This window comes from Curtobacterium phoenicis (assembly GCF_047238015.1).
Taxonomy (GTDB): domain Bacteria; phylum Actinomycetota; class Actinomycetes; order Actinomycetales; family Microbacteriaceae; genus Curtobacterium.
Genome location: NZ_JBDFLZ010000002.1, coordinates 2,515,209 through 2,538,624, shown reverse-complemented (window position 1 = coordinate 2,538,624; position 23,416 = coordinate 2,515,209). Strand labels below are relative to the sequence as shown.

General features: G+C 71.4%; 16 protein-coding genes and 1 other RNA gene. 9 read left to right on the top strand and 8 right to left on the bottom strand.

The features are described 5' to 3' along the window. Positions 1-75 precede the first annotated feature (75 nt). The 3 genes from glgB to ABC270_RS12115 all read right to left on the bottom strand — a co-directional run bounded on the left by glgB (position 76) and on the right by ABC270_RS12115 (position 7,130). Positions 76-2,775, bottom strand: a complete 2,700-nt coding sequence (glgB, locus tag ABC270_RS12125) for a 1,4-alpha-glucan branching protein GlgB (RefSeq protein WP_412881023.1) — start codon at positions 2,773-2,775, stop codon at positions 76-78. Continuing rightward, complete coding sequence (locus ABC270_RS12120) at positions 2,772-4,772, bottom strand: alpha-1,4-glucan--maltose-1-phosphate maltosyltransferase (RefSeq protein WP_412881022.1); 2,001 nt, start codon at positions 4,770-4,772, stop codon at positions 2,772-2,774. The genes glgB and ABC270_RS12120 overlap by 4 nt, the downstream gene beginning before the upstream one ends. A gap of 309 nt (positions 4,773-5,081) precedes the next feature. Then, positions 5,082-7,130 carry a glycogen debranching protein gene (locus ABC270_RS12115; RefSeq protein WP_412881021.1) on the bottom strand — a complete coding sequence of 683 codons (2,049 nt, stop codon included), beginning with the start codon at positions 7,128-7,130 and terminating at the stop codon, positions 5,082-5,084. Positions 7,131-7,208: 78 nt separating this feature from the next. Here ABC270_RS12115 and ABC270_RS12110 point away from each other — a divergent pair, with 78 nt between their 5' ends. From ABC270_RS12110 to ABC270_RS12075, 8 genes are all read left to right on the top strand, one after another. Then, a complete protein-coding gene (locus ABC270_RS12110) occupies positions 7,209-8,393 on the top strand; it encodes a cysteine desulfurase family protein (RefSeq protein ID WP_412881020.1) in 1,185 nt (394 codons plus the stop codon). 98 nt (positions 8,394-8,491) lie between these two features. Further along, positions 8,492-9,601 carry a peptide chain release factor 2 gene (prfB, locus tag ABC270_RS12105; protein ID WP_412881019.1) on the top strand — a complete coding sequence of 370 codons (1,110 nt, stop codon included), beginning with the start codon at positions 8,492-8,494 and terminating at the stop codon, positions 9,599-9,601. Positions 9,602-9,700: 99 nt separating this feature from the next. Then, entirely contained in the window at positions 9,701-10,459 is a 759-nt protein-coding gene (gene ftsE, locus ABC270_RS12100; protein WP_058726342.1) for a cell division ATP-binding protein FtsE, read from the top strand. Continuing rightward, positions 10,456-11,370 carry a permease-like cell division protein FtsX gene (gene ftsX, locus ABC270_RS12095; RefSeq protein ID WP_412881018.1) on the top strand — a complete coding sequence of 305 codons (915 nt, stop codon included), beginning with the start codon at positions 10,456-10,458 and terminating at the stop codon, positions 11,368-11,370. Before ftsE ends, ftsX begins: the two co-directional genes overlap by 4 nt. 115 nt (positions 11,371-11,485) lie before the next feature. Beyond that, positions 11,486-11,962 (top strand): SsrA-binding protein SmpB, encoded by a 477-nt coding sequence (smpB, locus tag ABC270_RS12090; RefSeq protein WP_058726344.1) that lies wholly within the window; start codon positions 11,486-11,488, stop codon positions 11,960-11,962. A 94-nt stretch (positions 11,963-12,056) separates the two neighbouring features. Next, positions 12,057-12,433: a transfer-messenger RNA gene (gene ssrA / locus ABC270_RS12085) on the top strand. Positions 12,434-12,602: 169 nt separating this feature from the next. After that, positions 12,603-13,451 (top strand): hypothetical protein, encoded by an 849-nt coding sequence (locus ABC270_RS12080; protein WP_412881017.1) that lies wholly within the window; start codon positions 12,603-12,605, stop codon positions 13,449-13,451. A 128-nt stretch (positions 13,452-13,579) separates the two neighbouring features. Next, positions 13,580-15,247, top strand: a complete 1,668-nt coding sequence (locus ABC270_RS12075; protein ID WP_412881016.1) for an APC family permease — start codon at positions 13,580-13,582, stop codon at positions 15,245-15,247. Positions 15,248-15,416: 169 nt separating this feature from the next. On the opposite strand, the gene ABC270_RS12070 is transcribed toward ABC270_RS12075, so the two are convergent. Together ABC270_RS12070 and ABC270_RS12065 are read right to left on the bottom strand one after the other, a co-directional pair. After that, a complete protein-coding gene (locus ABC270_RS12070; protein ID WP_412881015.1) occupies positions 15,417-16,724 on the bottom strand; it encodes an LLM class flavin-dependent oxidoreductase in 1,308 nt (435 codons plus the stop codon). A gap of 2 nt (positions 16,725-16,726) precedes the next feature. Then, on the bottom strand, positions 16,727-18,136 hold the full coding sequence (locus ABC270_RS12065; protein ID WP_412881014.1) for an O-acetylhomoserine aminocarboxypropyltransferase/cysteine synthase family protein: 1,410 nt from the start codon (positions 18,134-18,136) through the stop codon (positions 16,727-16,729). Positions 18,137-18,279: 143 nt separating this feature from the next. Here ABC270_RS12065 and ABC270_RS12060 point away from each other — a divergent pair, with 143 nt between their 5' ends. Continuing rightward, complete coding sequence (locus ABC270_RS12060; protein ID WP_412881013.1) at positions 18,280-19,494, top strand: amidohydrolase family protein; 1,215 nt, start codon at positions 18,280-18,282, stop codon at positions 19,492-19,494. Positions 19,495-19,514: 20 nt separating this feature from the next. Here the strand turns inward: ABC270_RS12060 and ABC270_RS12055 are convergent, their stop codons facing one another. From ABC270_RS12055 to glmS, 3 genes are all read right to left on the bottom strand, one after another. Next, positions 19,515-20,081, bottom strand: coding sequence for an NUDIX hydrolase (locus ABC270_RS12055; RefSeq protein ID WP_412881012.1), 567 nt, complete (start codon positions 20,079-20,081; stop codon positions 19,515-19,517). Between the two features lie 247 nt (positions 20,082-20,328). After that, positions 20,329-21,042, bottom strand: coding sequence for a M50 family metallopeptidase (locus ABC270_RS12050; RefSeq protein ID WP_412881011.1), 714 nt, complete (start codon positions 21,040-21,042; stop codon positions 20,329-20,331). Between the two features lie 186 nt (positions 21,043-21,228). Next, on the bottom strand, positions 21,229-23,043 hold the full coding sequence (glmS, locus tag ABC270_RS12045; protein WP_412881010.1) for a glutamine--fructose-6-phosphate transaminase (isomerizing): 1,815 nt from the start codon (positions 23,041-23,043) through the stop codon (positions 21,229-21,231). Positions 23,044-23,416 lie beyond the last annotated feature (373 nt).

The following is a 23,416-nucleotide window of genomic DNA, read 5'->3' as shown; positions in this document are numbered from 1 at the left end:
CATGCGCCACGTGGCGACGTGGCGGACGGGAGGCGCGGTGCCAGCCGGCACCGCGCCTCCCGTCCGCCGTCCGCGCTAGTGGGCCAGTTTCAGCCAGACCGCGCCGAGGGGCGGGACCACGAGATGCGCGGACGCCGGACGGCCCGCCCACGGGGTCTCCTCGGCGGTGACGGAGCCGAGGTTGCCCACGCCCGACCCGCCGTACTCGGCCGCGTCGGTGTTCAGCACCTCGTCCCACTGCCCGGCGGCGGGGAGGCCGAAGCGTCGCTCGACCGGGACCCCGGAGAAGTTGACGAACACCGCGAGGCGGTCGTCACCGTCCTTCCGGAGGAACCCGAGCGTCGAGTGCGGAGCGTCGCCGCCCTCGATCCACTCGAAGCCCTCCGGGGTCGAGTCATGGGTCCACAGCGCCGGGGTGTCGCGGTACACGCGGTTGAGCGCGGCGACCAGGTCCTGCACGCCCCGGTGCCCGGGGTCGTCCAGGTGCCACCAGTCGAGCCCGCGGGCCTCGGACCACTCCTGCGCCTGGGCGAACTCCTGACCCATGAACAGCAGCTGCTTGCCCGGGTGCGCCCACATGAACGCGAGGTACGCCCGCACGTTGGCGAGCTTCTGCCACTCGTCGCCGGGCATCTTCCCGAAGAGCGATCCCTTGCCGTGCACGACCTCGTCATGGCTGATCGGGAGCGTGAACTGCTCGCTGAACGCGTACACGAGCGAGAACGTGATCTCGTCGTGGTGGTAGCTGCGGTGCACGGGCTCGCGGCCGATGTACTCGAGCGAGTCGTGCATCCACCCCATGTTCCACTTCTGCCCGAACCCGAGGCCCCCGGCGCTCGTCGGCTGGGTGACGCCCGGCCAGGAGGTGCTCTCCTCGGCGATCATGACGATGCCGGGGTAGCGCTTGTAGGCGGTGGCGTTGGTCTCCTGCAGGAAGGAGATCGCCTCGAGGTACTCGCGACCGCCGTGGATGTTCGGCAGCCAGTCGGTGCGGGAGTAGTCGAGGTACAGCATCGAGGCCACGGCGTCGACCCGCAGGCCGTCGATGTGGAACTCCTCGAGCCAGTACAGCGCGTTGGCGACCAGGAAGTTCCGGACCTGCGGCTGGCCGAAGTCGAACACGTACGTGCCCCAGTCGAGCTGTTCGCCACGGCGCGGGTCCGGGTGTTCGAACAGGGCGTGCCCGTCGAACTTCGCGAGGGCCCACTCGTCCTTCGGGAAGTGGCCCGGTACCCAGTCCATGATCACGCCGATGCCGGCCGAGTGCAGCCGGTCGACGAGGTACCGGAGGTCGTCGGGGGAGCCGAACCGTGCGGTCGGGGCGTAGTACCCGGTGACCTGGTAGCCCCACGACCCGCCGAAGGGGTGCTCGGCGAGCGGCAGGAACTCGACGTGGGTGAACCCGAGGAACTGCACGTGGCCGATGAGCTGGTCCGCGACCTCGCGGTAGGACAGCCCCGGACGCCACGACCCGAGGTGCACCTCGTAGACGCTCATCGGGCGGTCGTGCGTCGTGGTCCGTGCACGGTGCTCCATCCACGCGGTGTCGCCGTCGGACCACGTGTACGAGGACGCGGTGATGACCGAGGCCGTCGCGGGCGGCACCTCGGTGCGCCGTGCGAACGGGTCCGCGCGCTCCACCCAGCCGGAGTCGGTGAGGATCTGGAACTTGTACCGCTGGCCCTCGAGGGCGCCGGGCCAGAAGAGCTCCCAGACCCCGAGGTCGTTCAGCCGGCGCATCGCGGTCGTCCGGCCCTCCCAGCCCTCGAAGTCGCCGATGACCCGGACGGCCGTGGCACGGGGCGCCCAGACCGTGAAGGCGACCCCGTCGACGCCGTCGACCGTCTGCACGTGCGCGCCGAGGTGGTGCCAGAGCTGCTCGTCGCGGCCCTCGCCGAACAAGTGCAGGTCGAGCTCGCCGATGGTCGGGGCGAAGCGGTAGGCGTCGTCGGTCGTCCAGGTGATGTCGTCGGTGTCGCCGGAGGGGTCCGGGTCGTAGTCCGCCTCGACCCGGTAGCGACCGAGGGTGCCCTCGGTCGCGCCGGCCCAGAGCCCGTCGCCCTCGTGCGTGAGTTCGATGTCGTCACCGTCGGGTCGGACGATCCGGACCGCGCTCGCGAGGTGCCGGACGACGCGGACGCTCGTCCCGCCGTCGACGGGGTGCGGTCCGAGGACGTCGTGCGGCTGCGACCAGCGGGCCTCGGCGACCTGCTGGCGGAGCCAGTCCTCGACCGGCGCCGGCCGCGGCCCGTCGGGGGAGGGCGCCGAGGTGGCACCGCTCACCGTGGGAGCAGGGGCAGCCGTCGAGGCGGCGGGCGGCTCGCTGTCGGCCAGCGGTGTGCCGCCCTCGGAGGTGGGGGCATCGGCACCGTCGTCGACCGAGGTGGTCAGGTGGCGGGGGTGTGCCGCGTCGGGAGCGTGCCCGGCGAGCGTTGCCGACTCCGGGACACCGCGGTCCGGCGCTTCCTTCGCAGGGGCGGGGGCGCCGGGCAGGTCCTCACCGGGTCCGGAGACCCGGGGCTCGTAGCGCGGCTCGGGAGGACGCGACGCGGCGGACGCGGCCGCGGGTTCCGTCGGGCCGTCCGTCTCGGGAGCAGCGACGTGCTGCGCCGGGTGCATCGGGCGAGGGGTGTCCTCGGGCATCCGCCGTGGGAGCACGGGCGGCGGCGGGGGCGGCACGGGGGGCACGCTCGGCCCCTGACCACGACCGGGCTGCTGCGGTGCGGGTCGCGCCTCCGTCCCGCGGTCCTTCGGCGTCTTGTCGGCGTCGGTCATCGGTGCGGTCCCTCCACGACGAGCAGGTGTACGGGCTCCTGGAAGGCGTCCAGGCGTACGTAGTTCGACGAGCCCCACACCCAGCGCTGCCCGGTGACGACGTCGCGGACGTCGAACGGCTCCTCTGTGGCGAGCCCGAGGGCGCCCAGGTCGAGGTGCACCGTGGTCTCACGGGCCGAGTGGGGGTCGACGTTGGCGACGACGATCACGGTGTCGTCGCGGCCGGACCGGACGAACCGCCCCGGCAGGTGCTTGGAGTACACGACGATCGCCGGGTCCTCGGCGTGGTGCACGTGCAGGTTCCGGAGCTGCCGGAGCGCCGGGTGCGCGGCACGGAAGCGGTTGAGCATCGTCACGTACGGCGCGAGGCTCGCACCCTCGGCCTCGGCGAGGGCGAAGTCGCGCGGCTTGTACTCGTACTTCTCGTTGTCGATGTTCTCCTCGGACCCCGGTCGGGCGACGTCCTCGAAGAGCTCGTACCCGGAGTACATGCCCCACGTCGGGGCACCCGTCGCCGCGAGGGCGGCGCGCACCTTGTACCCGGCCCGCCCACCGAACTGCAGGTACTCGGTGAGGATGTCCGGCGTGTTCACGAAGAGGTTCGGCCGGAGGTACGCACTCGTCTCGTGGCTGAGCTCCTCGAAGTAGGACTCGATCTCCTCCCGCGTGTTCCGCCAGGTGAAGTACGTGTACGACTGCTGGAACCCGACCTCGGCGAGCGCCCGCATCATCGCCGGGCGGGTGAACGCCTCGGCGAGGAACACGGTGTCCGGGTGTTCGTCGCGGATCTCACGGATGACCCGCTCCCAGAACCAGAGCGGCTTCGTGTGCGGGTTGTCGACGCGGAAGATGCGCACGCCGAAGGACATCCAGTGCCGCAGGACCCGCAGGACCTCGGTGACGAGCCCCTCGGGGTCGGCGTCGAACTGGATCGGGTAGATGTCCTGGTAGCGCTTCGGCGGGTTCTCGGCCGTGGCGATCGAGCCGTCCGCCCGCTGCGTGAACCAGTCCGGGTGCTCGGTGACCCACGGGTGGTCGGGGGAGCACTGGAGCGCGAAGTCGAGCGCGACCTCCATCCCGGTGTTCTTCGCGGTCTCGACGAAGTCGCGGAAGTCGTCCTCGGTGCCGAGGTCCGGGTGGATCGCGTCGTGGCCGCCGTCGGCCGACCCGATGGCCCACGGGCTCCCGGGATCGTGCGGGCCGGGGGTCAGCGTGTTGTTCGGACCCTTCCGGGCGGTCGTGCCGATGGGGTGGATCGGCGGCAGGTAGACCACGTCGAAGCCCATCCGGGCGACCGCCGGCAGTCGACGGGCTGCGGTGCGGAAGTCGCCGCTCTTCCAGGAGCCGTCGGCGTTCTTCTTCGCACCCTCGCTCCGGGGGAAGAACTCGTACCAGGCGCCCACGCCCGCGCGGGTGCGCTCGACGTCGAGCAGCTGCGTCGGCGAGTGGGTCCGGAGCGAGGTGAGCGGTGACTCCTCGACCTCGCCCGTGATGCGGGGGTCGTCGATCGCGGCGAGGCGTTCGGCGGCGTCGAGGGAGGTGTCGCGGATGCGCGCCGCGGCGCGCGTGGCAGCGGGGGAGTCCGTCTCGGTCGCGAGTCGGTCGAGCAGCACGCCGCCGTCCAGGAGCGTGGCCTCGGTGTCGACGCCGGCCGCGATCTTGAGTCGCGCCGCGTGCACCCAGGTCGCCCAGTCGTCGGAGTAGGACTCGACGTGCCACGACCAGACGCCGACGTGGTCGACCTGCACGGTCGCCTCGTACCGGTCGGTCCCTGGTGCGACGAGGGTGAGCGGGACGGTCCTGGTGCCACCGTCGGGACGCTCGAGCACGAGGTCGGCGCCGATGACGCCGTGCCCTTCCCGGAAGACGGTCGCGCCGAACGTGATCACCTCGCCGTCGAACGCCTTGCTCGGGTAACCGTTCGGCGTCGCGGGTGCGAGTTCGGTGATGGGGATGCGCCCGGGCTTCGGTCGCCGGGGTCGGTCTGCGGTGGCCACGGAGCCGACGCTACCCGGAAGCCGCGGCGGCGTTCTCCGGAAGGCGTGTCGTGTGGACGACGGGCGCGACCTGGGGGCCTGTGGAGGAGCGGTCCGGAGCGGTGCGTCGCGCCGGCCGGGAGGCGCGTGGCGGCCCCGCACCGTGCCTCCCGTCCGAGACGTGCCCAGGGCGCGACCGGGCGGCGGGATCCTTCCCAGAACGGGTGACGTACCAGGCAGGATCGGGCACGGCTGGTCGTTCGGAACGACCAGCCGTGCCCGGAACCACCAGCCATGCCCGGGCCGACCAGCGCCGCCGCAACCGCCGCGCTACGCGATCTCGAACACGTGGATGCCCGGCCCGTACGCGGTGAAGACCTGTCCGGCGGGGCGGAGCCGCTCGTGGTCGCGGTGCTTCTCGCTCGACCACGCCAACCGGTAGCCGAGCACGTCCTCGCGCACGGGCAGCGTGATGTCCCGTGTCCGGCCGCTCCCGTGCACGACCACGAGCACGCGGTCGTACGGCTCGTGCTCCGGGGTGGACTCCACGAAGTACTGCAGCGCCCGGTGGATCGGCTGGTCCCAGCCCTCGAGGGTCATCGGGCCGCCGTCGGGGCCGTACCAGGTCATCCGCGAGGCCCCTGGGGTCTCCTGGCCCTCGACACCGAAGCGCGTCGGCCGGAGCGCCGGGTGGGCCGCACGGAGCCGGGTGAGCTCGGCGACGGTGTTCGTGGTGGACTCCGCGTCCTCGTCGTCGGACCAGTCGACCGGGGTGAGGTCCTCCGACACGACGTAGGCGTTGTTGTTGCCGTGCTGGGTGCGGCTCCGCTCGTCGCCGGCCGTGAGCATCGGGATGCCGGCGGAGAGCAGGAGCGTCCCGAGGAGGTTCCGCATGCTCCGACCACGAGCCGCTCGGACGCCCCTGTCGGCCGTGTCGCCCTCGACGCCGTGGTTGAACGAGCGGTTGTCGTCCGTGCCGTCGCGGTTCTCCTCGCCGTTCGCGGAGTTGTGCTTGCGGTCGTGGGACACCAGGTCGAGCAGCGTGAAGCCGTCGTGTGCGGTGACGAAGTTGACGCCGGCGAGCGGTCCGCGGTCCGCGCCGAACACGTGGCGTGAGCCGGTGAGCGCTCCGGCGAGCGCTCCGATGCCCGTGCGGGGTGCGCCGTTGCGACGCTCCTCGGCGATGTCGGTCAGCCAGAACTGCCGGACCGTGTTCCGGAAGCCGTCGTTCCACTCGCTCGTGCGCGGGCCGGCGCCGCCGAACGACCCGGTGCGCCACCCGTCCGGGCCGACGTCCCACGGTTCGGCGACCACGAGCACGTCCTGCAGGTCCGGGTGCTCCCGGATCCGTTCGAGCAGCGGGTGCGCCGGGTCGAAGACGTGGCGTGCGTCACGGGCGAGCGAGGCCATGAGGTCGAAGCGGAAGCCGTCGACCCGCACCTCCTTCGCCCAGTACCGGAGGCTGTCGACGACGAAATCGGCGCTCGTCGCGACGGACGTGTCGAGTGTGTTCCCGCACCCGGTCGTGTCGTAGTAGGCGTCGGCGTCCGCCGCCCACCGGTAGTGGTTCGCGCCGTCCAGGCCACGGAGCGAGGACGTCGGCCCGCCGAGCCCCTCTTCCGCGGTGTGGTTGTAGACGACGTCGAGCACGACCTGGATGCCGGCTTCGTGCAGGAGCCGCACCATGCCCTTGAACTCGCGGAGCACGGCCGAGGCGCCGGCGGCCCGGGCAGCGGGGGAGGCGTACGCGGCGTGCGGTGCGAGGAAGCCCAGGGTGTTGTAGCCCCAGGCGTTCTCGCGCCCGGCGTCCCGGAGCCACCGCTCGGTGTCGAAGGCGTGCACGGGCAGCAGCTCGAGCGTGGTGACCCCGAGGCGGTGCAGGTGCGCGATCGTGCTCTCGTGCGCGGTCCCGGCGTAGGTGCCGCGGAGGTCCTGGGGCAGGTGCGGGTTCGCCGCGGTGAGGGTGCGGACGTTCGCCTCGTACACGACCATCCGGTCGCGCGGGGTGCGCGGTGCCACCGAGTCGCCCCAGTCGAAGGACTCGTCGACGACCTCGGCGCTCCAGCGCGCGCCGTGCCCGGACCCGTCGTCGATCGACACGATGCCGCGCGCTGCAGGGTCGAGCAGGGGGAGTGCCGGGTCGAACGCGTGCCGTGGGCCGGTGGGGCCGTCGGCGAGCAGGTGGTACCGGTCGCCGGGGACGACCCCCTGGACCTCGACCGACCAGCCGTCGCCGTCCGGGTCGCGGGTCAGCGGGTGCGCCCCGCGCCCCTCGACGACGAGGGTGAGCTCCGTGGCGGACGCCGAACGCACCGTGAAGCGGCCGCCGCCGTCGCCGAGGACGAACCCCGGCATGGCCTCGATCGCGGTCTCGTGCATGACGACAAGGGTACGAGGGCCCACAGGTATCCTGGAAACGCCCGATCAGGGGGCACGCTTCGTCGATGGGAGAGCAGGGTGAGCGTCTACCTGGACCACGCCGCGACGACGCCGATGACGCCCGAGGCGCTCGCCGCCTTCACCGAGGCGCTGCGGACCGTCGGCAACCCCTCCTCGATCCACAGCGCCGGGCAGCGGGCGAAGATGCTGCTCGAGGACGGACGAGCCGCCGTCGCGCGGTCGCTCGACGCGGACCCGGTCGAGGTCGTCTTCACCTCCGGCGGGACCGAGAGCATCAACCTCGCGGTCAAGGGCATGTTCTGGGCACGGCAGCAGGACCGCCCACGCCCGCGCATCGTCGTGCCGGCGGGAGAGCACCACGCCACGGTCGACACGGTGGAGTGGCTCGAGCGCCACGAGGGCGCGGTCGTCGACGTGGTCCCGCTGGACGCGCAGGGACGGGTCGACACGGCCGCCCTGGAGGCACGGCTCGCCTCCGCCGACGACGTCGCCCTGGTCACGTTCCTCTGGGCCAACAACGAGGTCGGCACGATCCAGCCGGTGCGGCAGATCGTCGACACGGCGCACGCCGCGGGCGTCCCGTCGCACAGCGACGCGGTCGCCGCGTACGGTCAGGTGCCGGTGTCGTTCCGGGAGGCCGGGCTCGACGCGCTGAGCGTCTCGGCGCACAAGGTCGGCGGGCCGGTCGGCATCGGAGCGCTCGTGCTCGGTCGGCGCGCCACGGTCGAGCCGCTCATCCACGGCGGCGGGCAGCAGCGCCAGGTGCGCAGCGGCACGCAGGACGCCCCGGCGGCGGCGGCGTTCGGGGTGGCCGCCACGGCTGCAGCGGCGGTGGCGGCCGCCGGTGACGACGCCGTCCGTGCGCTGCGGGACCGTCTCGTGGCGGGGGTCCGGGCGGCGGTGCCGACCGCGGTCCTCATGGGCGACCCGGTCGACCGGCTGCCGGGGAACGCGCACTTCACGTTCCCGGGGTGCGAGGGCGACTCGCTCCTGTTCCTGCTCGACGCGGCCGGGGTCGCGGTGTCGACCGGGTCGGCGTGCCAGGCGGGCGTGCCGGAGGCCTCGCACGTGCTCCTCGCGATGGGGCTCGACGAGCAGGACGCCCGTGGCGCGCTGCGCATCACCCTCGGGCACACCTCGACCGACGCCGACGTCGACGCGTTCCTGGCGGCGCTGCCGGACGCGGTCGCGCGCGCCGGCGCGGCGGGGATGGCGTCGCGCGAGCCGGCGCTCGGGCGCTGATCCGGCGTCCCTGCACAGCCGACCACGCGGCCACTGCTGCTCACCGGCCGGGGTGGGTCGTGCCTCCCGGCCCGGCAGCGCCGGTAGGATCGACGATCATGGTCGAACTGGACTTCTCCGAGCAACTCTCCGCCCTCCGCGAGACGTTCGGCAACATCCGCTCCGTGGTCGACGTCGACCGCCTGCAGCGCGAGATCGCCGAACTCAGCGAGCAGGCCGGAGCACCCGACCTGTGGGACGACGTCGAGCACGCACAGCAGGTGACGAGCGCGCTCTCGCACCGCCAGGCCGAACTCCGGAAGATCACCGACACCGAGCAGCGGATCGACGACCTCGAGGTCCTCGTCGAGATGGCGAACGAGGCCGACGACCAGGACTCCGCGGACGAGGCCGAGGCCGAGCTCAAGGCGATCCAGAAGACCATGGGCGACCTCGAGGTGCAGACGCTCCTCGACGGCGAGTACGACGAGCGACCGGCCGTCATCACGATCCGTGCCGGCGCGGGTGGGGTCGACGCCGCGGACTTCGCCGAGATGCTCCTGCGCATGTACCTCCGGTACACCGAGCAGCACGGCTACAAGACGACCGTGATGGACACCTCCTACGCGGAAGAAGCAGGCATCAAGTCCGCGACGTTCGAGGTGGACGCGCCGTACGCGTTCGGGACCCTCTCGGTCGAGGCCGGCACCCACCGACTCGTCCGCATGTCGCCGTTCGGCGCGGCCGGCAAGCGGCAGACCTCGTTCGCCGCGGTCGAGGTCATCCCGCTCATGCCCGAGACCGAGGCCATCGACATCCCCGAGAACGACATCCGGGTCGATGTGTTCCGCTCGTCGGGCCCGGGCGGGCAGTCCGTCAACACGACCGACTCCGCCGTGCGCATCACCCACCTGCCGACCGGCACCGTCGTGTCCATGCAGAACGAGAAGTCGCAGATCCAGAACCGCGCCGCCGCCATGCGTGTCCTGCAGTCGCGCCTGCTCCTCCTCAAGAAGGAAGAGGAGAACGCGAAGAAGAAGGAGCTCGCCGGCAACATCACCGCGAGCTGGGGCGACCAGATCCGCTCCTACGTCCTCGCGCCGTACCAGATGGTGAAGGACCTCCGGAGCGAGCACGAGGTCAACAACCCGTCCGCCGTGTTCGACGGCGACCTCGACGGCTTCATCAACGCGGGCATCCGCTGGCGCAAGCAGTCCGACGAGGACTGAGCCCGCGGCGGGGCGAGCGGTCGGCTGTGCGGATCCACGGGGACCTGAGCCGCGCGCCTCGACACGATTCCGCTCCGGGCGACCTACCCTGAACCGGTCATGATCAAATTCGACCAGGTCACCAAGGTGTACTCGGGCAACCCGAGTCCTGCGCTCGACGACATCTCCCTCGAGATCCTCAAGGGCGAGTTCGTCTTCCTCGTGGGCGCGTCCGGCTCCGGCAAGTCCAGCTTCCTGCGACTCGTGCTCAAGGAGGAGAAGCCCTCCCGCGGGCAGATCCACGTCCTCGGGCAGCGCCTCGGCTCCCTGTCGTCGCGCAAGGTCCCGTACTTCCGCCGCAACCTCGGCGTGGTGTTCCAGGACTTCCGCCTCCTGCCGAACAAGAACGTCTTCGACAACGTCGCGTTCTCGCTGCAGGTGATCGGGAAGAGCAAGGGCTTCATCAGCGAGGCGGTCACCGACGTGCTCAAGCTCGTCGGCCTGGCAGGCAAGGCCACGCGCATGCCGCACGAGCTCTCCGGTGGTGAGCAGCAGCGCGTGGCGATCGCCCGCGCCGTCGTGAACAAGCCGGCGATCCTGCTCGCCGACGAGCCCACCGGCAACCTGGACCCGACCACCTCCGCGGGCATCATGGCGCTGCTCGAGCGCATCAACCAGGGCGGCACGACCGTGCTCATGGCGACGCACGACGCGAGCATCGTGAACCAGATGCAGCGCCGCGTGATCGAGCTGTCGAACGGCACGATCCTCCGCGACGAGCAGTCCGGCGGCTACCAGACCCAGGCCGTCCCGATCCAGCGAGGCAACACCGTGTCGAACACCACCGGCATCCAGACCATCCCGGGGATCATCCGATGAGGCTCGGGCTCGTCATGTCCGAGGTCGGCTCGGGCCTACGGCGCAACGCGTCGATGGTCGTGTCGGTCGTCCTCGTGACGTTCATCTCGCTGACCTTCGTCGGCACCGCGATCCTGCTCCAGATGCAGATCAACCAGATGAAGGGGTACTGGTACGACCGGGCGCAGGTCGCCGTCTACCTGTGCACCGACACCGACACGACCGGCAACTGCACGGGTGCGAAGGCCACCGACGACCAGCGCAAGCAGGTGGAGTCCCAGCTGGAGTCGTCGACGCTGAAGCCCTACATCGAGAAGTTCTACTTCGAGAACCAGCAGGACGCCTACACCCGGTTCAAGCAGCAGTTCAAGGATTCGCCCGCGACCGAGTTCGTGAAGCCCGAGTACCTCAACGAGACGTACTGGGTGAACCTGAAGAACCCGTCGCAGTCCGACGTCCTCGTGGAGAGCCTGTCGAAGGTCGCCGGCGTCCAGAGCGTCGTCGACCAACGCGGGTACCTGCAGCCGATCTTCAACCTGCTGAACGCCTCGTCGTACACGGCGATCGGCATCGCTGCGCTGATGCTCGTCGCTGCCGTGCTCCTCATCGCCACCACGATCCGACTCTCGGCCTTCAGTCGACGGCGTGAGCTCGGCATCATGCGGTTGGTCGGCGCCTCGAACCGGTTCATCCAGACGCCGTTCGTCCTCGAGGGCGTGATCGCCGCGGCCATCGGGGCGGTCCTCGCCGGTGGGGCGATCACGGCGGTGGTCTGGTTCTTCGTCAGGAACTACCTGGCGGTGCGGTTCTCCGGCACGGCGTTCATCGGCATGGGCGACGCTGCGGTCGTCGTCCCCGCGGTGGTCGTCATCGGTGTCCTGCTCGCGGGGCTCTCGGCGCTCGTCGCGATCCGTCGCTACCTCAAGGTCTGACGCCGAGGAGCTGCAGCGACGCGCCGGGAAGGTGCGCCGCTCGCTCGGTGTTCAGTAGTCTGTAGGGCTGCGCCGGGCACCGGGTCCGGAGCGCACGCCCAGGAGAGGAGCCGTCATGGCCAAGGAACGCGGTGAGAAGATCGTCGCCACGAACCGTCGCGCCCGTCACGACTACCTCATCGAGGACACCTACGAAGCGGGCCTGGTGCTCTCCGGCACCGAGGTCAAGTCGCTCCGGCAGGGTCGGGCATCGCTCGTGGACGGATACGCGTTCATCGACGGCGGCGAGGCGTGGCTCGACTCCGTGCACATCCCCGAGTACACCGAGGGCACGTGGAACAACCACTCGCCCCGGCGGAAGCGCAAGCTCCTCCTGCACAAGCAGCAGATCGTGAAGATCTCGCACAAGACGGCGCAGGGCGGCTACACGCTCGTGCCGCTGCAGATCTACTTCCACGACGGCCGGGCCAAGGTGGAGATCGCGGTCGCGAAGGGCAAGCGCGAGTTCGACAAGCGCCAGGCCCTGCGCGAGAAGACCGACAAGCGTGAGGCCGAGCGGGCCATGCGCACCCGGAACCGCGTCGGCGAGTAGCGCGACGCACCTCGGTCGACTAGACTGAGGGACCGCCTGAACGGCGGACTGGTAACTCAACAGCGTGACAGTGGCTCGCACGTCCGGCCTGCACGGGGATGATCGGTTTCGACATTGCCTGTGTGCCGACGGGAAGCGGGCCGAGGACCCACGGTCATCTCGTGAACGATCCGTGGAAAACAACAAGTGCCAATTCCAAGCGCACTGACTTCGCTCTCGCTGCGTAAGCAGCCCAGCACATGAAGTCCGTCGGCCAGGTGACCGTCCCCTAACCTGATCCCGGCGTCATCCAGAGGACTTGCTGCACGGTTGCGCCTCAGGGCCGTGCGGGACTTGCACTGAGACTGGGCCCGTCGTCCAAGAAGCCGGTAGCAATGGACGGGGCCGAGCAGAACGCCTGATCCGGATACGCCCGTAGAAGACGTCGAATCGCAGCGATGGACGGGGGTTCGATTCCCCCCATCTCCACCATCCGCCGGTCGACGAGCCACTGTCACGCGGAGTCCCGTCCGAACGCCCCACCCGCAGGAGTGGGGCGTTCGTCGTACCGGGCAGCACCGGTCGTCCTTCCGGGTGCCCGGAATACCCTCGGATCCATCGGCGCGAGGACACGCCCGCGCCCGGAACGAGAGGTGCGACCGTGGTGCAGGAGATCGCGATCCGAGTCCGTCTGCGAGAGCAGGAGCGTCTGGCCCTGGGGGAGTACGAGCGCATCGTCGGCTCCGTGGCCACGGTCGCCGCACTGATCCCGTGGCTCCCGGACCCGGAAGCGAAGCTCGTCCTCCGTGGTCGGGGTGCCGAGCCGGTCCGCGTCGAGACCGTCACGTACGGGTCGGTGTTCGAGATGCTCGTCGTCCTCGACCAGCGTTCCGCCGCCGTCGAGCGGGCGGCAGCGGTGGTCGCGGCACTCATCGAATCGGTCCGCCACGAGCACGTCGCCGACGACGTGGCCGGTGTCGCGGGCGAACTCGACCGGCTCGACCGCTCCGCTCCCCGAGGGCGTTCCCTCGCGGAGCGCTCACTCCGCGCACTGCTCGAAGGAGCGCGGGCCGACGTCCTCGCCCGGCGGACGACGACCCGTGTGCGTGCGGCCCAGGGGCTGCTGCGGCTCGCTGAGGACGGTGCAGAACTCATCGTCGAGCGGGTCGACGACGCGCTCGCCCCCGTCGTGGACGAACGATCTGTCGACGTCGCGGCCGACACCGGCGCAGCCGTCGTCGTGCGGTCCGTCGACGGGGTCGTGGACGACGAGCCGGCGGCAGCGGACGTGCGGGCCCGCGAGGAGCAGGGCGGCGAGCAGCAGTCCGGCGGGAAGAAGCACGCGAAGAAGGACGGCGGGAAGAACGACGGCAAGAAGAAGGACGGCGGGAAGAAGCACGCGAAGAAGGACGGCGGAAAGAAGGACGGCGGGAAGAAGCACGCGAAGAAGGACGGCGGGAAGAAGGACGGCAAGAAGAAGGGCGACGGCAAGAAGTCCAAGAAGAAGTAGTCTGTGGGGTTATACAGGACGGATGTTTCCACCTCGTTAAATAATCCGGCGAGACTCCTGTCCAGTGCCATTGTCGATGCACGCGCTCCCCATGATCGCGGGGTTCGCGTCACTCGACAGGAGCAACAGTGGCAACAACGACGACACAGGCGCTGCCGGACTCCGGCCTGAAGCGCAACGTCGGCTTCATCGGCCTCATCTGGGCATCGACGGGGTCCATCATCGGATCCGGATGGCTCTTCGGCTCGCAGGAAGCCCTGAAGACGGCGGGTCCCGCCGCGATCATCTCGTGGGTCATCGGCGGCGTGGCCGTCCTCGTCCTCGCGCTCGTGCACGCGGAACTCGGCGGCATGTTCCCGATCGCCGGCGGCACGGCACGGTTCCCGCACATCGCGTTCGGTGGCATCGCCGGCGCGTCCTTCGGCTGGTTCTCCTGGTTGCAGTCCGTGACCGTCGCCCCGATCGAGGTCGAGGCGATGATCAAGTACGCGCAGCACTGGCAGTTCGCGCACCCCTGGCTGCACACCACGGTCGTGGACGGCGAGACGCAGCAGCTGCTCACCGGGTCCGGCATCGCGGTCGCGATCGTGCTCATGGCCGTCGTCACCGCGGTCAACCTGCTGAGCGTCCGCATCCTCGCGAACACGAACTCGGCCGCGACCTGGTGGAAGGTCGCCATCCCCCTGCTCGTCATCATCGTCCTGGCGTTCAGCGGCTTCCACGGCAGCAACTTCACGGCGGCGGACGGCTTCCTGCCCGGCGGCGCGAAGGGCATCCTCGCGGCCGTGTCGACGTCCGGCATCATCTTCGCGTTCCTCGGGTTCGAGCAGGCCGACCAGCTCGCCGGCGAGGCGAAGAACCCGAAGCGCGACATCCCCCGCGCCGTCATCGGCTCGGTCATCATCGGCCTCGTGATCTACCTGCTGCTGCAGATCGTGTTCCTCGGTGCGCTGCAGTCGGGGGCGATCCAGGGCTCGTGGGCGACCGCGGACTTCACCAAGTACACCGGTCCCTTCGCCGACATCGCGATGGCCGCCGGCATCACCTGGCTCGCGGTGATCATCTTCATCGACGCGATCATCTCTCCCGGTGGCACCGGCCTCATCTACGTCACGGCGACGACCCGCATCTCCTACGGACTGAGCCGCAACGGCTACTTCCCGAAGGCGTTCGAGTGGACGACCAAGGCGGGTGTTCCGTGGGTCGGTCTGGTCACCGCCTTCGTGGTCGGCTGCGCCTGCTTCGCGCCGTTCCCGTCGTGGCAGGGCCTCGTCAGCCTCATCACGAGTGCGTCGGTCCTCATGTACGCCGGCGCGCCGCTCGCACTCGGGGCGTTCCGGAAGCGCATCCCCGACATCGAACGGCCGTACCGCATGCCGGCCGCGGCGGTGTTCTCGCCGATCGCGTTCATCGTGGCGAACCTCATCATCCTCTGGACCGGATGGGACACCGACTGGAAGCTCGGCGTCGCGATCCTCATCGGCGCGGTCGTCATCGTCCTGAACAACGTGTTCCGCGGCGCCTCGAGCGTTCGCCCCCGCTGGGACTGGAAGGCGGCCCAGTGGCTGCTGCCCTACCTGATCGGCATGGGGCTCATCGTGTTCCTCAGCGACTTCGGTCCGCTGCAGAACCCGGTCTTCCCGCTGTGGGTCGACATCGTCGTCGTCGCGGTCTTCTCGCTGGTGATCTACTACTGGGCGATCAACTCGGCGAGCTCGCGCGAGGAGATCCTCCGCACCGCCGAGGACGTCCGCGAGGTCGAGGAGTCGAACGTGGTGGAGCCCGTCCACCACTGACCCCGGTCCACCACCGCCCCAGGGCCGAGGAACGCGCGCGCTCCGACGTCGCACGTGTCGATCGACACGAGCAACGTCGGGACGCGCGCGTTTCGTCGGGACGCGCGCGTTTTGTCGGAACGCGCGCGTTTCGTCGCCCAGACGACCCCGGTGCCCGGAGAACAGCCGGTCAGAAGTCGAACAGGTTGCCCCGGATCCCGCCGTCGCCGTACTCGCGCCGCAGCAGCCCGCGCTGCCGCAGCACCGGGACCAGGTCGCCGAGCATCCGGTACACCTGCGCCGGGTGCAGGTCACCGGAGAGGATGAAGCCGTCGTTGTCGGCGTCGGCACCGAGCTCCTCGACGAAGTCGGCGAACTCGTCCGCCGTGCCGACGAAGCCGTCACGGGCGCTGATCCGACCGAGTCGTGCCTTGCGGGTGAGGAGCTCCCGGAGCGGCGCGTCCGGGGTGTCCCCGACGAGGCCGCGGATCGTGCCGGCGGAGACGTGGTCGCCGAAGGTCCCGGCGGGGATCGGCCGGTCGAGGTCGAGCGACAGCAGGTCGGTCTCGGAGTCGCTCGACCAGGCGACCGCGGCGGCACGGAGGGCCTCGTCCGTCGGGTGTGCGGACGCGGCGACGATCCGGTCGGCCTCCTCGGGGGAGGACACGACGACGGGTTTCAGCACGAACAGCACGCGGATGTCGTCGGCCGACCGTCCGGCGTCGGAGGCGGCGGTGAGCACCCGGGCCCGGTAGTCGCGGACGGCCGCAGCCGAGAGCGGCGCGAGGGCGAGCTGCACGTCGGAGTGTGTCCCGGCGAACCCGAGTCCTCGGCCGGACCCGCCGGGAGAGACGATCACGGGGTCGGTGTCGAGGGGGAGTGCGTTGAGCGGCCCGTCGGCCGTGAAGTACGCGCCCTCGTGGTGGAACGCGTCGAGCGCGTCGCCGTCCGCGAAGTGCCAGTCGGACGAGTCCCCGACGAAGCCGTGCGGCCCCCACGAGTGCCACAGCCGACGGACGAGCTGCAGCCACTCCTCGGCCCGGTCGTACGCGGCGTCGTGCGGCAGCGGCGCGAGGCCGGCGTGCCGGGAGCTCCCGGTGTCGGTCACCACGTTCAGGCCGAAGCGGTCGCCGGACAGGTGCGCGAGCGTCGCGGCCTGCCGAGCGGCGAGGTACGGCGGCGTGAACCCGGCGTTGATCGTCGGCGCGATGCCGATGCGCGACGTCGCCGCGAACAGGTACGGCGCGAGGAGCAGCGGATCGTGCTTCGGTCCGCCGTACGCCTGCCGGATGCGCAGGTCCAGCGTCGACGGGTTCCCGAGCGAGATCGCGTCCTCGGCGATCACGAGGTCCATCCCGGCCTGCTCGAGCGCGCGGACGGACTGCTGGTACAGGTCCGGCTTCGTCCAGTCGTGCCCCCAGTGCCAGTCGTCGCGGCCCCACGCCTGCGGGCCGAACCCGCGCGAGAAGAAGTACCCGAAGTGCTGCAGTCCGGCCATGCTCAGACCTCCTCGGCGATGACGTGCCCCTGCGGGACGGTGTGCGCGAGCGACGCGACCTCCGAGGCGGGGTCGACCCGAGCCTCCAGGCCGGTGCCCGGTCGCGCGTCGACGCGGCCCTCGCGGATCGCGGAGAAGCCGCGGTCCAGGTCGCGGATCAGGTCCGCGACGTCCTCGATGCCGACCGACAGTCGGATCAGGCCGTCCCAGATGCCCTGCTCGGCGCGCTCCTCGGGGGTCCGGCCCGCGTGGGTGGTCGTCGCGGGGTGCAGGATGAGCGACCGCACGTCGCCGAGGTGGGTCATCCGGCTGAACAGCTGCACCGCGTCGATGAACGTGCGTGCGGCCGGCTCACCACCGGCGAGCGTGAACGCGAAGACGGAGCCGGCACCGCGCGGCAGGTAGCGACGGGCGAGGTCGTGGAACGGACTGGAGGCCAGGCCCGCGTGGTCGACGCTCGTCACCTCCGGCTGCTGGTCCAGGTACTCCGCGATCGCCAGCGCGTTCGCGCTGTGGCGCTCGACGCGCAGGCTCAGCGTCTCGATGCCCTGCCGGAGCAGGAACGCGTTGAAGGGCGACGGCGTGGGACCGATCCGGGAGGCGACCACGTCCCGCGCGTACACGACGAACGCCCGGCTGCCGAAGCGCTCGACGTAGCTCTGCCCCCCGAGCGAGCGCTCCGGCGTCGTCAGGTGCGTCCACCGCTCGGGAGCCGCCGACCAGTCGAACCGTCCTCCGTCGACGACCACGCCGCCGAGCCCCGCCCCGTGCCCCGAGAGGAACTTCGACGCGGAGTGCACGACGATGTCCGCGCCGTGCTCCACCGGACGGACGAGGTACGGCGTGGCGAGGGTGTTGTCGACCACGAGCGGCACACCCGCCCGGTGTGCGACGTCGGCCACGCCCGTGATGTCGAGCACGTCGTTCTTGGGGTTCGGGATCGTCTCGGCGAAGAACGCCTTCGTGTTCGGTCGGACCGCGGCCGCCCACGCGTCGAGGTCGCGGGCGTCGGCGACGAAGTCCACCTCGATGCCGAGCCGACCGAGGTTCTGGACGAGCAGACCGCGGGTGCCCTCGTAGATGCTCCGTGCACTGACGACGTGGTCACCGGCCTGCAGCAGCCCGAGGAAGGCCACCGTCGCCGCCGCTTGGCCGCTGCCGACGAGGATCGCCTCGGCACTCCGCTCGAGCAGAGCGATGCGTCGCTCGACGTCCGCGGTGGTCGGGTTGCCGAGGCGCGTGTACGTGTAGCCGTCGTCCGTGCCCGCGAAGCGGTCGCGGGCCTGGTCGAAGTCGTCGAAGAGGAACCCGGAGGACATGTGGATCGCGGGGACCCGGGCGCCGTGCGCGGTGTCCGGCACGAAGCCGCCGTGCACCTGCTCGGTCGCGAAGCCGTGCTCCTCGTTGCTCATGGTTCCTCCACCGGTCGTCGGGTGTCGGAACTCTTGCACGCTGCGCTCGGTGGACAGGCGAATGCTGCGGTCGGTTACGACCCGAGGTCCAATCGGCACGAGCGCGCGAGGTCGTGCCCCGGCACTTCTGCCACGCTGGAGGCATGCTCCACGCCGACGTCGACCTGGTCCTCCGCAACGTCCGACCGTGGGGTGGTGACCCGTCGGACGTCCTCGTGGCCGACGACCGCATCGCCGCCGTGGTCCCGACCGGCTCGGACACGCCGGACGGAGCGGCCGTCGTCGACGGGTACGGCCACCTCGCGCTCCCGGGGCTCGTCAACGCCCACGCACACGTCGACAAGAGCTGGTGGGGCCGCCCGTGGGAGTCGTACGGCGGTGACGGCGGGACCCAGGGTCGCATCGCCCACGAGCGCGCACGACGGGACGCCCTCGGCATCCCGGGCGTCGACGTCGCCACGCGGGTGCTCCGCGAGGGGCTGCGCACGGGCACGACCCGGGTCCGTACACACGTCGACGTGGACCTCGGGGTCGGACTCCGGGGCATCCATGCCGTCCGAGCTGCGGCAGCGGCGCTCGACGACGCGGTGGAGGTCGCGATCGTGGCGTTCCCGCAGGACGGGGTGCTCCGTCGGCCGGGTGTCCTCGACCTGCTGCGGCAGGCGGCGCTCGCCGGCGCGGAGCACATCGGCGGGCTCGACCCGTCGCTCATCGACCGCGATCCGGTCGGGCAGCTCGACGGACTGTTCGCGATCGCGGCCGACACCGGCTGCGGCATCGACCTGCACCTCCACGAGCCGGCCGAGCTCGGGGCGTTCGCGTTCGACCTCGTGCTCGACCGGGTCGAACGCGGCGGGATCGCGCCGGGGAAGGTCAACATCGCGCACGGCTTCGCGATCGTCGACGTCGACCCCGTGCGGCGGCGCGACCTGCTCGCCCGGATGGCTGGGCTCGGCGTGACGATGACGACCGTCGCACCGGTGCGGATGCGCCAGTTGCCGTTGCACGAGTTCGACGAGGCCGGGGTCCGGTTCGGCCTCGGCACCGACGGGATCCGCGACCTGTGGAGCCCGTACGGCGACGGGGACCTGCTCGGGATCGCGTGGCAGTACGCCCGCGCCGGCGGGGTCGTCCGCGATGCGGACCTGCTGCGGGTCGTGGAGCTCGCGTCGCGGGACGGTGGCGCGTTCGTGACGGACGAGGTGCACGACCTCGTGGCCGGGGCGCGGGCGGACGTGGTGCTCGTCGACGCGGAGAACCCGATGGACGCGCTGGTGCGGCGGGTGCCGCGGTCGCTCGTCGTCGCCGGTGGACGGGTGTTCGACCCCGTGGCGCTGGAGCAGCATCCCTGGGAGTGACGGTGCGCCGAGCGGGCTGATCAGCCGGCGCGGGCGGCGTTGCGCGTCGCGTCGTCGCGTGCGGCTTCCCGCGCGGCGAGGAGTCGGTGGGGGAACGTCGAGGGCAGGGCGTCCGGCAGTGCGTCCACGGGGAACCACCGCACGTCGTCGCTCTCGTCGCTGACCGCCGTCGTGGCCGACGGGTCGACGAGCGCCACGAACCCGACGTCCCAGTGCGCGGTGCACGCCCCGAAGCCGCTGTGCAGGTCGTGCCGGTCGACGTCGACGATGCGGTCGTCGAGGAGCTCGAGGCCGGCGATGCCGGACTCCTCGCGGGCCTCGCGTCGGGCGGTGTCCGCGAGGTCGCGGTCGTCCGCTTCGAGGTGCCCGCCGACCTGCACCCAGAAGCCGCCCTTCCGGTGCAGGCAGAGCAGGGTCAGCTCGAGGTCGGGTGAGAACACGAAGCACGAGGCGGTGAGGTGCTCCGGACCGTCCTCGCGTCGGAGCGCCGCGTCGCCGTGCTCCGCCACGAACCGCCGTGCTGCGACGACCCCGGGGACGGTGTCGTCGGTGCGGGCGAGGGCGATGGTCACGTCGGTGTGGCGCATCGGTCCATCGTCGCAGGTCGGGCGGGCGCCCGGCGGGTGCCGTCGTCCGCCGGGCCGCACTGTCGGGCGCGCACCACCGAACGGCTGCGACGTTGCACGCCTCGATCGACGAGCGGGAAGTCGCACCATGCACGCGCATCCGCTGCGGGCGTACGGATCGACGTTGCACGTGTCGATCGACGCGCGCTTCGTCGAGACGCGCGCGTTTCGTGATCCCGGCACCCCGCGCCCCGGGACCGGGGCCGCGTCAGAACAGGGCGCGGACGCCCGCGGCGACGGTCGCCCAGGACTCGGCGAGCGGGACGCGGGCGAGCCACACCGCGACGCCGTTCACGACCAGGAACAGGACGAACCACAGCGACGCCGGCACCCGCATCTCCGCCGCGGCGATGTGGAAGTCCGTCTGCACCCGGGCACCGGTGAGCAGCCACCGGGCCACCTGCACCACCGAACGCAGCCCGTCCACCACGAAGAGCGCCCCGACCGCGGCGACGACCAGCACCGTGGCGTCCGACGGGCGCACGGCCACCCAGAGCGCGAGCGCGTCGAAGCCGACCACCACGAGCAGCCCGAACCAGTTCCGGACGAAGAGCAGCGCGACGACGCCCACCACCCCGAGCACGGCGACCGGCAGCCATCGCGACCCGTGCAGCACCCCCGTGACGAGCAGCACCCCGGCCCAGAGCGGTGCGCTGTAGCCCGCGTAGAGGTTGAGCACCCGCACGAGCCAGCGGATCGCGCCCGGCACCCGCCCGAGCTGCACCCAGGCCTCGCCGGAGCCGTCCGGGTGCAGGTCGATGCGACGGATCTGCCCGCCGAACGGCACCACCACGACGACGTGCCCGACCTCGTGCACGATGGTCGCCGCGATCCGGGCCACCCTGCCCACGGCGGGCACGAACGGCAGGACGGCCCCGACGAGCAGGGCGACGAAGACGAGGGGCGGGGCTGCGGTGGTCAAGCGACCAGCATGGCAGGCCCACCCGACGAACGGGCTCCACGACCAGCGCCCCGCGAGGGAAGAGGCAGGCGCCGGACAGGGATCAGGTGGAGAGCACCCAGGCGACGACCACGACGGTGGCGATGATCGTCAGCCCGGCGAGGACGGCGAGGAACACCGTCAGGCGGTTCACGGGCCGGTGCCTGGCTATTCGACCGTCACCGACTTCGCGAGGTTCCGGGGCTTGTCCACGTCGCACCCGAGCTGGAGGGCGAGTTCACGCGCTAGCATCTGCAGCGGCACGACGGCCTCGAGCGGACCCCACGGCGCGGTGCTCGCTCCCCAGGTCAACCCGCTCGACGCCCGACCCGCGAGTGCAGGGATGTCCGAGCCCGCACCGCCGATCGTGATCACGAACCCGCCGCGGGCACGGACCTCGGCGATGTTCGCCTGCAGCCGGTGCTCGCCGTGGTCGACGACGACGACCGGGGTGCCCTCGTCGACGAGCGCGAGCGGTCCGTGCTTCAGCTCACCGGCCGGGTAGGCCTCGGCCCACCGGTAGCTGAGCTCCTTGAGCTTCAACGCACCCTCCGCGGCGTAGGCGAGGCCCTGCCCCCGCCCGAGGAACAGGAAGCCGGAGGCATCCCGGACGTTCGCCACCAGGAGCGGGATGCGGTCGGCAGCGATCGCAGCGGCGTGCTCCACCCGACCGGGCAGCTCGGACAGCTCACCGACGAGCGCAGCAGCACGCGCGGTGCCGATCCGGCCGGACGCGACCATCGCCGCGATCATCGCCGCGACGCCGACCACGACCTGCGCGGTGAACGTCTTCGTCGCCGCCACCCCTATCTCCGGACCGGCGTGGCAGTCGAGCACCGCGTCCGCACGGCGGGCGAGCGACGAGTGCAGGTTGTTCGTGAGCGCGAGCACCGGGTGCCGGTCGTCGAACCGGTCCAGCGCCCGGAGGACGTCGGCGGTCTCACCGGACTGGCTGATCGCGACCACGAGCGTCCCGGCGCCGAGCACCGCCTGGTCCGCCTCGCTCGCCACGACGATGTCCGTCGGGATCCCGCCGATGCCGCGCAGCGCCGTGGCGATCACGTGCCCGGCGTTGAGGGACGTGCCACAGGCGACGATCGCGAGCCTGTGGAAGCCGGGCAGGCCGAGGCCCACCCACAAGCTGCCGTCGACCGCTCGCCGCGCGACGCGCTCGAGGATCGACGACACGACGGCCGGCTGCTCCTCGATCTCCTTCGCCATGTGGTCCGGGTGGTCACCGAGGTCGAGCGCCGTCGCGGCGAACGGGGACGGCGTCGGGAACGGCACCGGCACGGTGATCCCGCCGGAGGACCACGTCCACGCCTCGCCGAGCTCGACGACGTCGCCGTCCCGCAGCGCCACGAACGTCTCGCACCACTCCGCGATCGCGCCGACGTCGCTCGCGACGAAGTCCCCGCGGGCCGACCGCGCGACCACGAGCGGCGAGCGGTCCGCCGCGACGACCATGCGACCGTCGCGGGCATCGAGGACGACGATCGCCCACGACCCCTCGAGCTGTGCGGTCGCGATCTGCACCGCGAGCATGAGGTCCGGGTCCACCGCGAGCGCCCGCTCGACGAGGTGTGCGATGACCTCGGAGTCGACGTCGGACCGGAACACGTGGCCCTGCCGCTCGAGGGTCGCACGCAGCTCGTCGGCGTTCTCGACGATGCCGTTGTGCACGACGCTCACACGGCCGCCGCAGTCGGCGTGCGGGTGTGCGTTCGCCTCGCGGACCGCGCCGTGGGTGGCCCACCGCGTGTGCCCGATGCCGACGCCGGTGAGGGCGTCACCCGACCGCGCGGCGACGAGCGTCCGCAGGTCGCCGACCCGCGACACGGAACGGATCGTCTCGGTCCCACCGGAGGCGGTCCGGACGGCGATGCCGGCGGAGTCGTAGCCGCGGTACTCGAGTCGCTCGAGGCCGTCGAGCAGGTAGGGGCTCGCGTCGTCACTGACGCGGGCCGCGATGATGCCGCACATCGGGCGTCCCTTCGGGTCGGGAACTGCTGGGGTGGTGCTCGGGGGATCGGCACCGACCGCCGTCGGGTCTGCCGCGCGCTCGGTCCGTCGGCTCGAGGCCGCCGCCCGTCCTCGGATCAGGCGAGGACGGACGACGGCGGTCTGGTGAGCCGACGGTTCGGGTACCGAACGGGGTACCGCGGTCGGGCTCCCGGAGGAGCACGGCGGTCGGTGCAGGAGAAGCGTGACCCGCGTGCGGTGGACACGGCAAGCACGTCCGGCCGCTCTTGCGGTTCCCCGCGCGGGGACCGCACCGCGCGTGCGGCGGTGCGGAACCCCGCATCCGGGGGACAGGTCCACCCGCCCTGGCGACCCGCACGCAGACGACGGACGG

Excerpts from the sequence above, each read along its gene's own strand:
- glgB (WP_412881023.1), bottom strand. The coding sequence starts at position 2,775 with ATGACCGACGCCGACAAGACGCCGAAGGACCGCGGGACGGAGGCGCGA.
- ABC270_RS12115 (WP_412881021.1), bottom strand. The coding sequence starts at position 7,130 with ATGCACGAGACCGCGATCGAGGCCATGCCGGGGTTCGTCCTCGGCGAC.
- prfB (WP_412881019.1), top strand. The coding sequence starts at position 8,492 with ATGGTCGAACTGGACTTCTCCGAGCAACTCTCCGCCCTCCGCGAGACG.
- ftsE (WP_058726342.1), top strand. The coding sequence starts at position 9,701 with ATGATCAAATTCGACCAGGTCACCAAGGTGTACTCGGGCAACCCGAGT.
- ftsX (WP_412881018.1), top strand. The coding sequence starts at position 10,456 with ATGAGGCTCGGGCTCGTCATGTCCGAGGTCGGCTCGGGCCTACGGCGC.
- smpB (WP_058726344.1), top strand. The coding sequence starts at position 11,486 with ATGGCCAAGGAACGCGGTGAGAAGATCGTCGCCACGAACCGTCGCGCC.
- ABC270_RS12070 (WP_412881015.1), bottom strand. The coding sequence starts at position 16,724 with ATGGCCGGACTGCAGCACTTCGGGTACTTCTTCTCGCGCGGGTTCGGC.
- ABC270_RS12065 (WP_412881014.1), bottom strand. The coding sequence starts at position 18,136 with ATGAGCAACGAGGAGCACGGCTTCGCGACCGAGCAGGTGCACGGCGGC.
- ABC270_RS12060 (WP_412881013.1), top strand. The coding sequence starts at position 18,280 with ATGCTCCACGCCGACGTCGACCTGGTCCTCCGCAACGTCCGACCGTGG.
- ABC270_RS12055 (WP_412881012.1), bottom strand. The coding sequence starts at position 20,081 with ATGCGCCACACCGACGTGACCATCGCCCTCGCCCGCACCGACGACACC.
- glmS (WP_412881010.1), bottom strand. The coding sequence starts at position 23,043 with ATGTGCGGCATCATCGCGGCCCGCGTCAGTGACGACGCGAGCCCCTAC.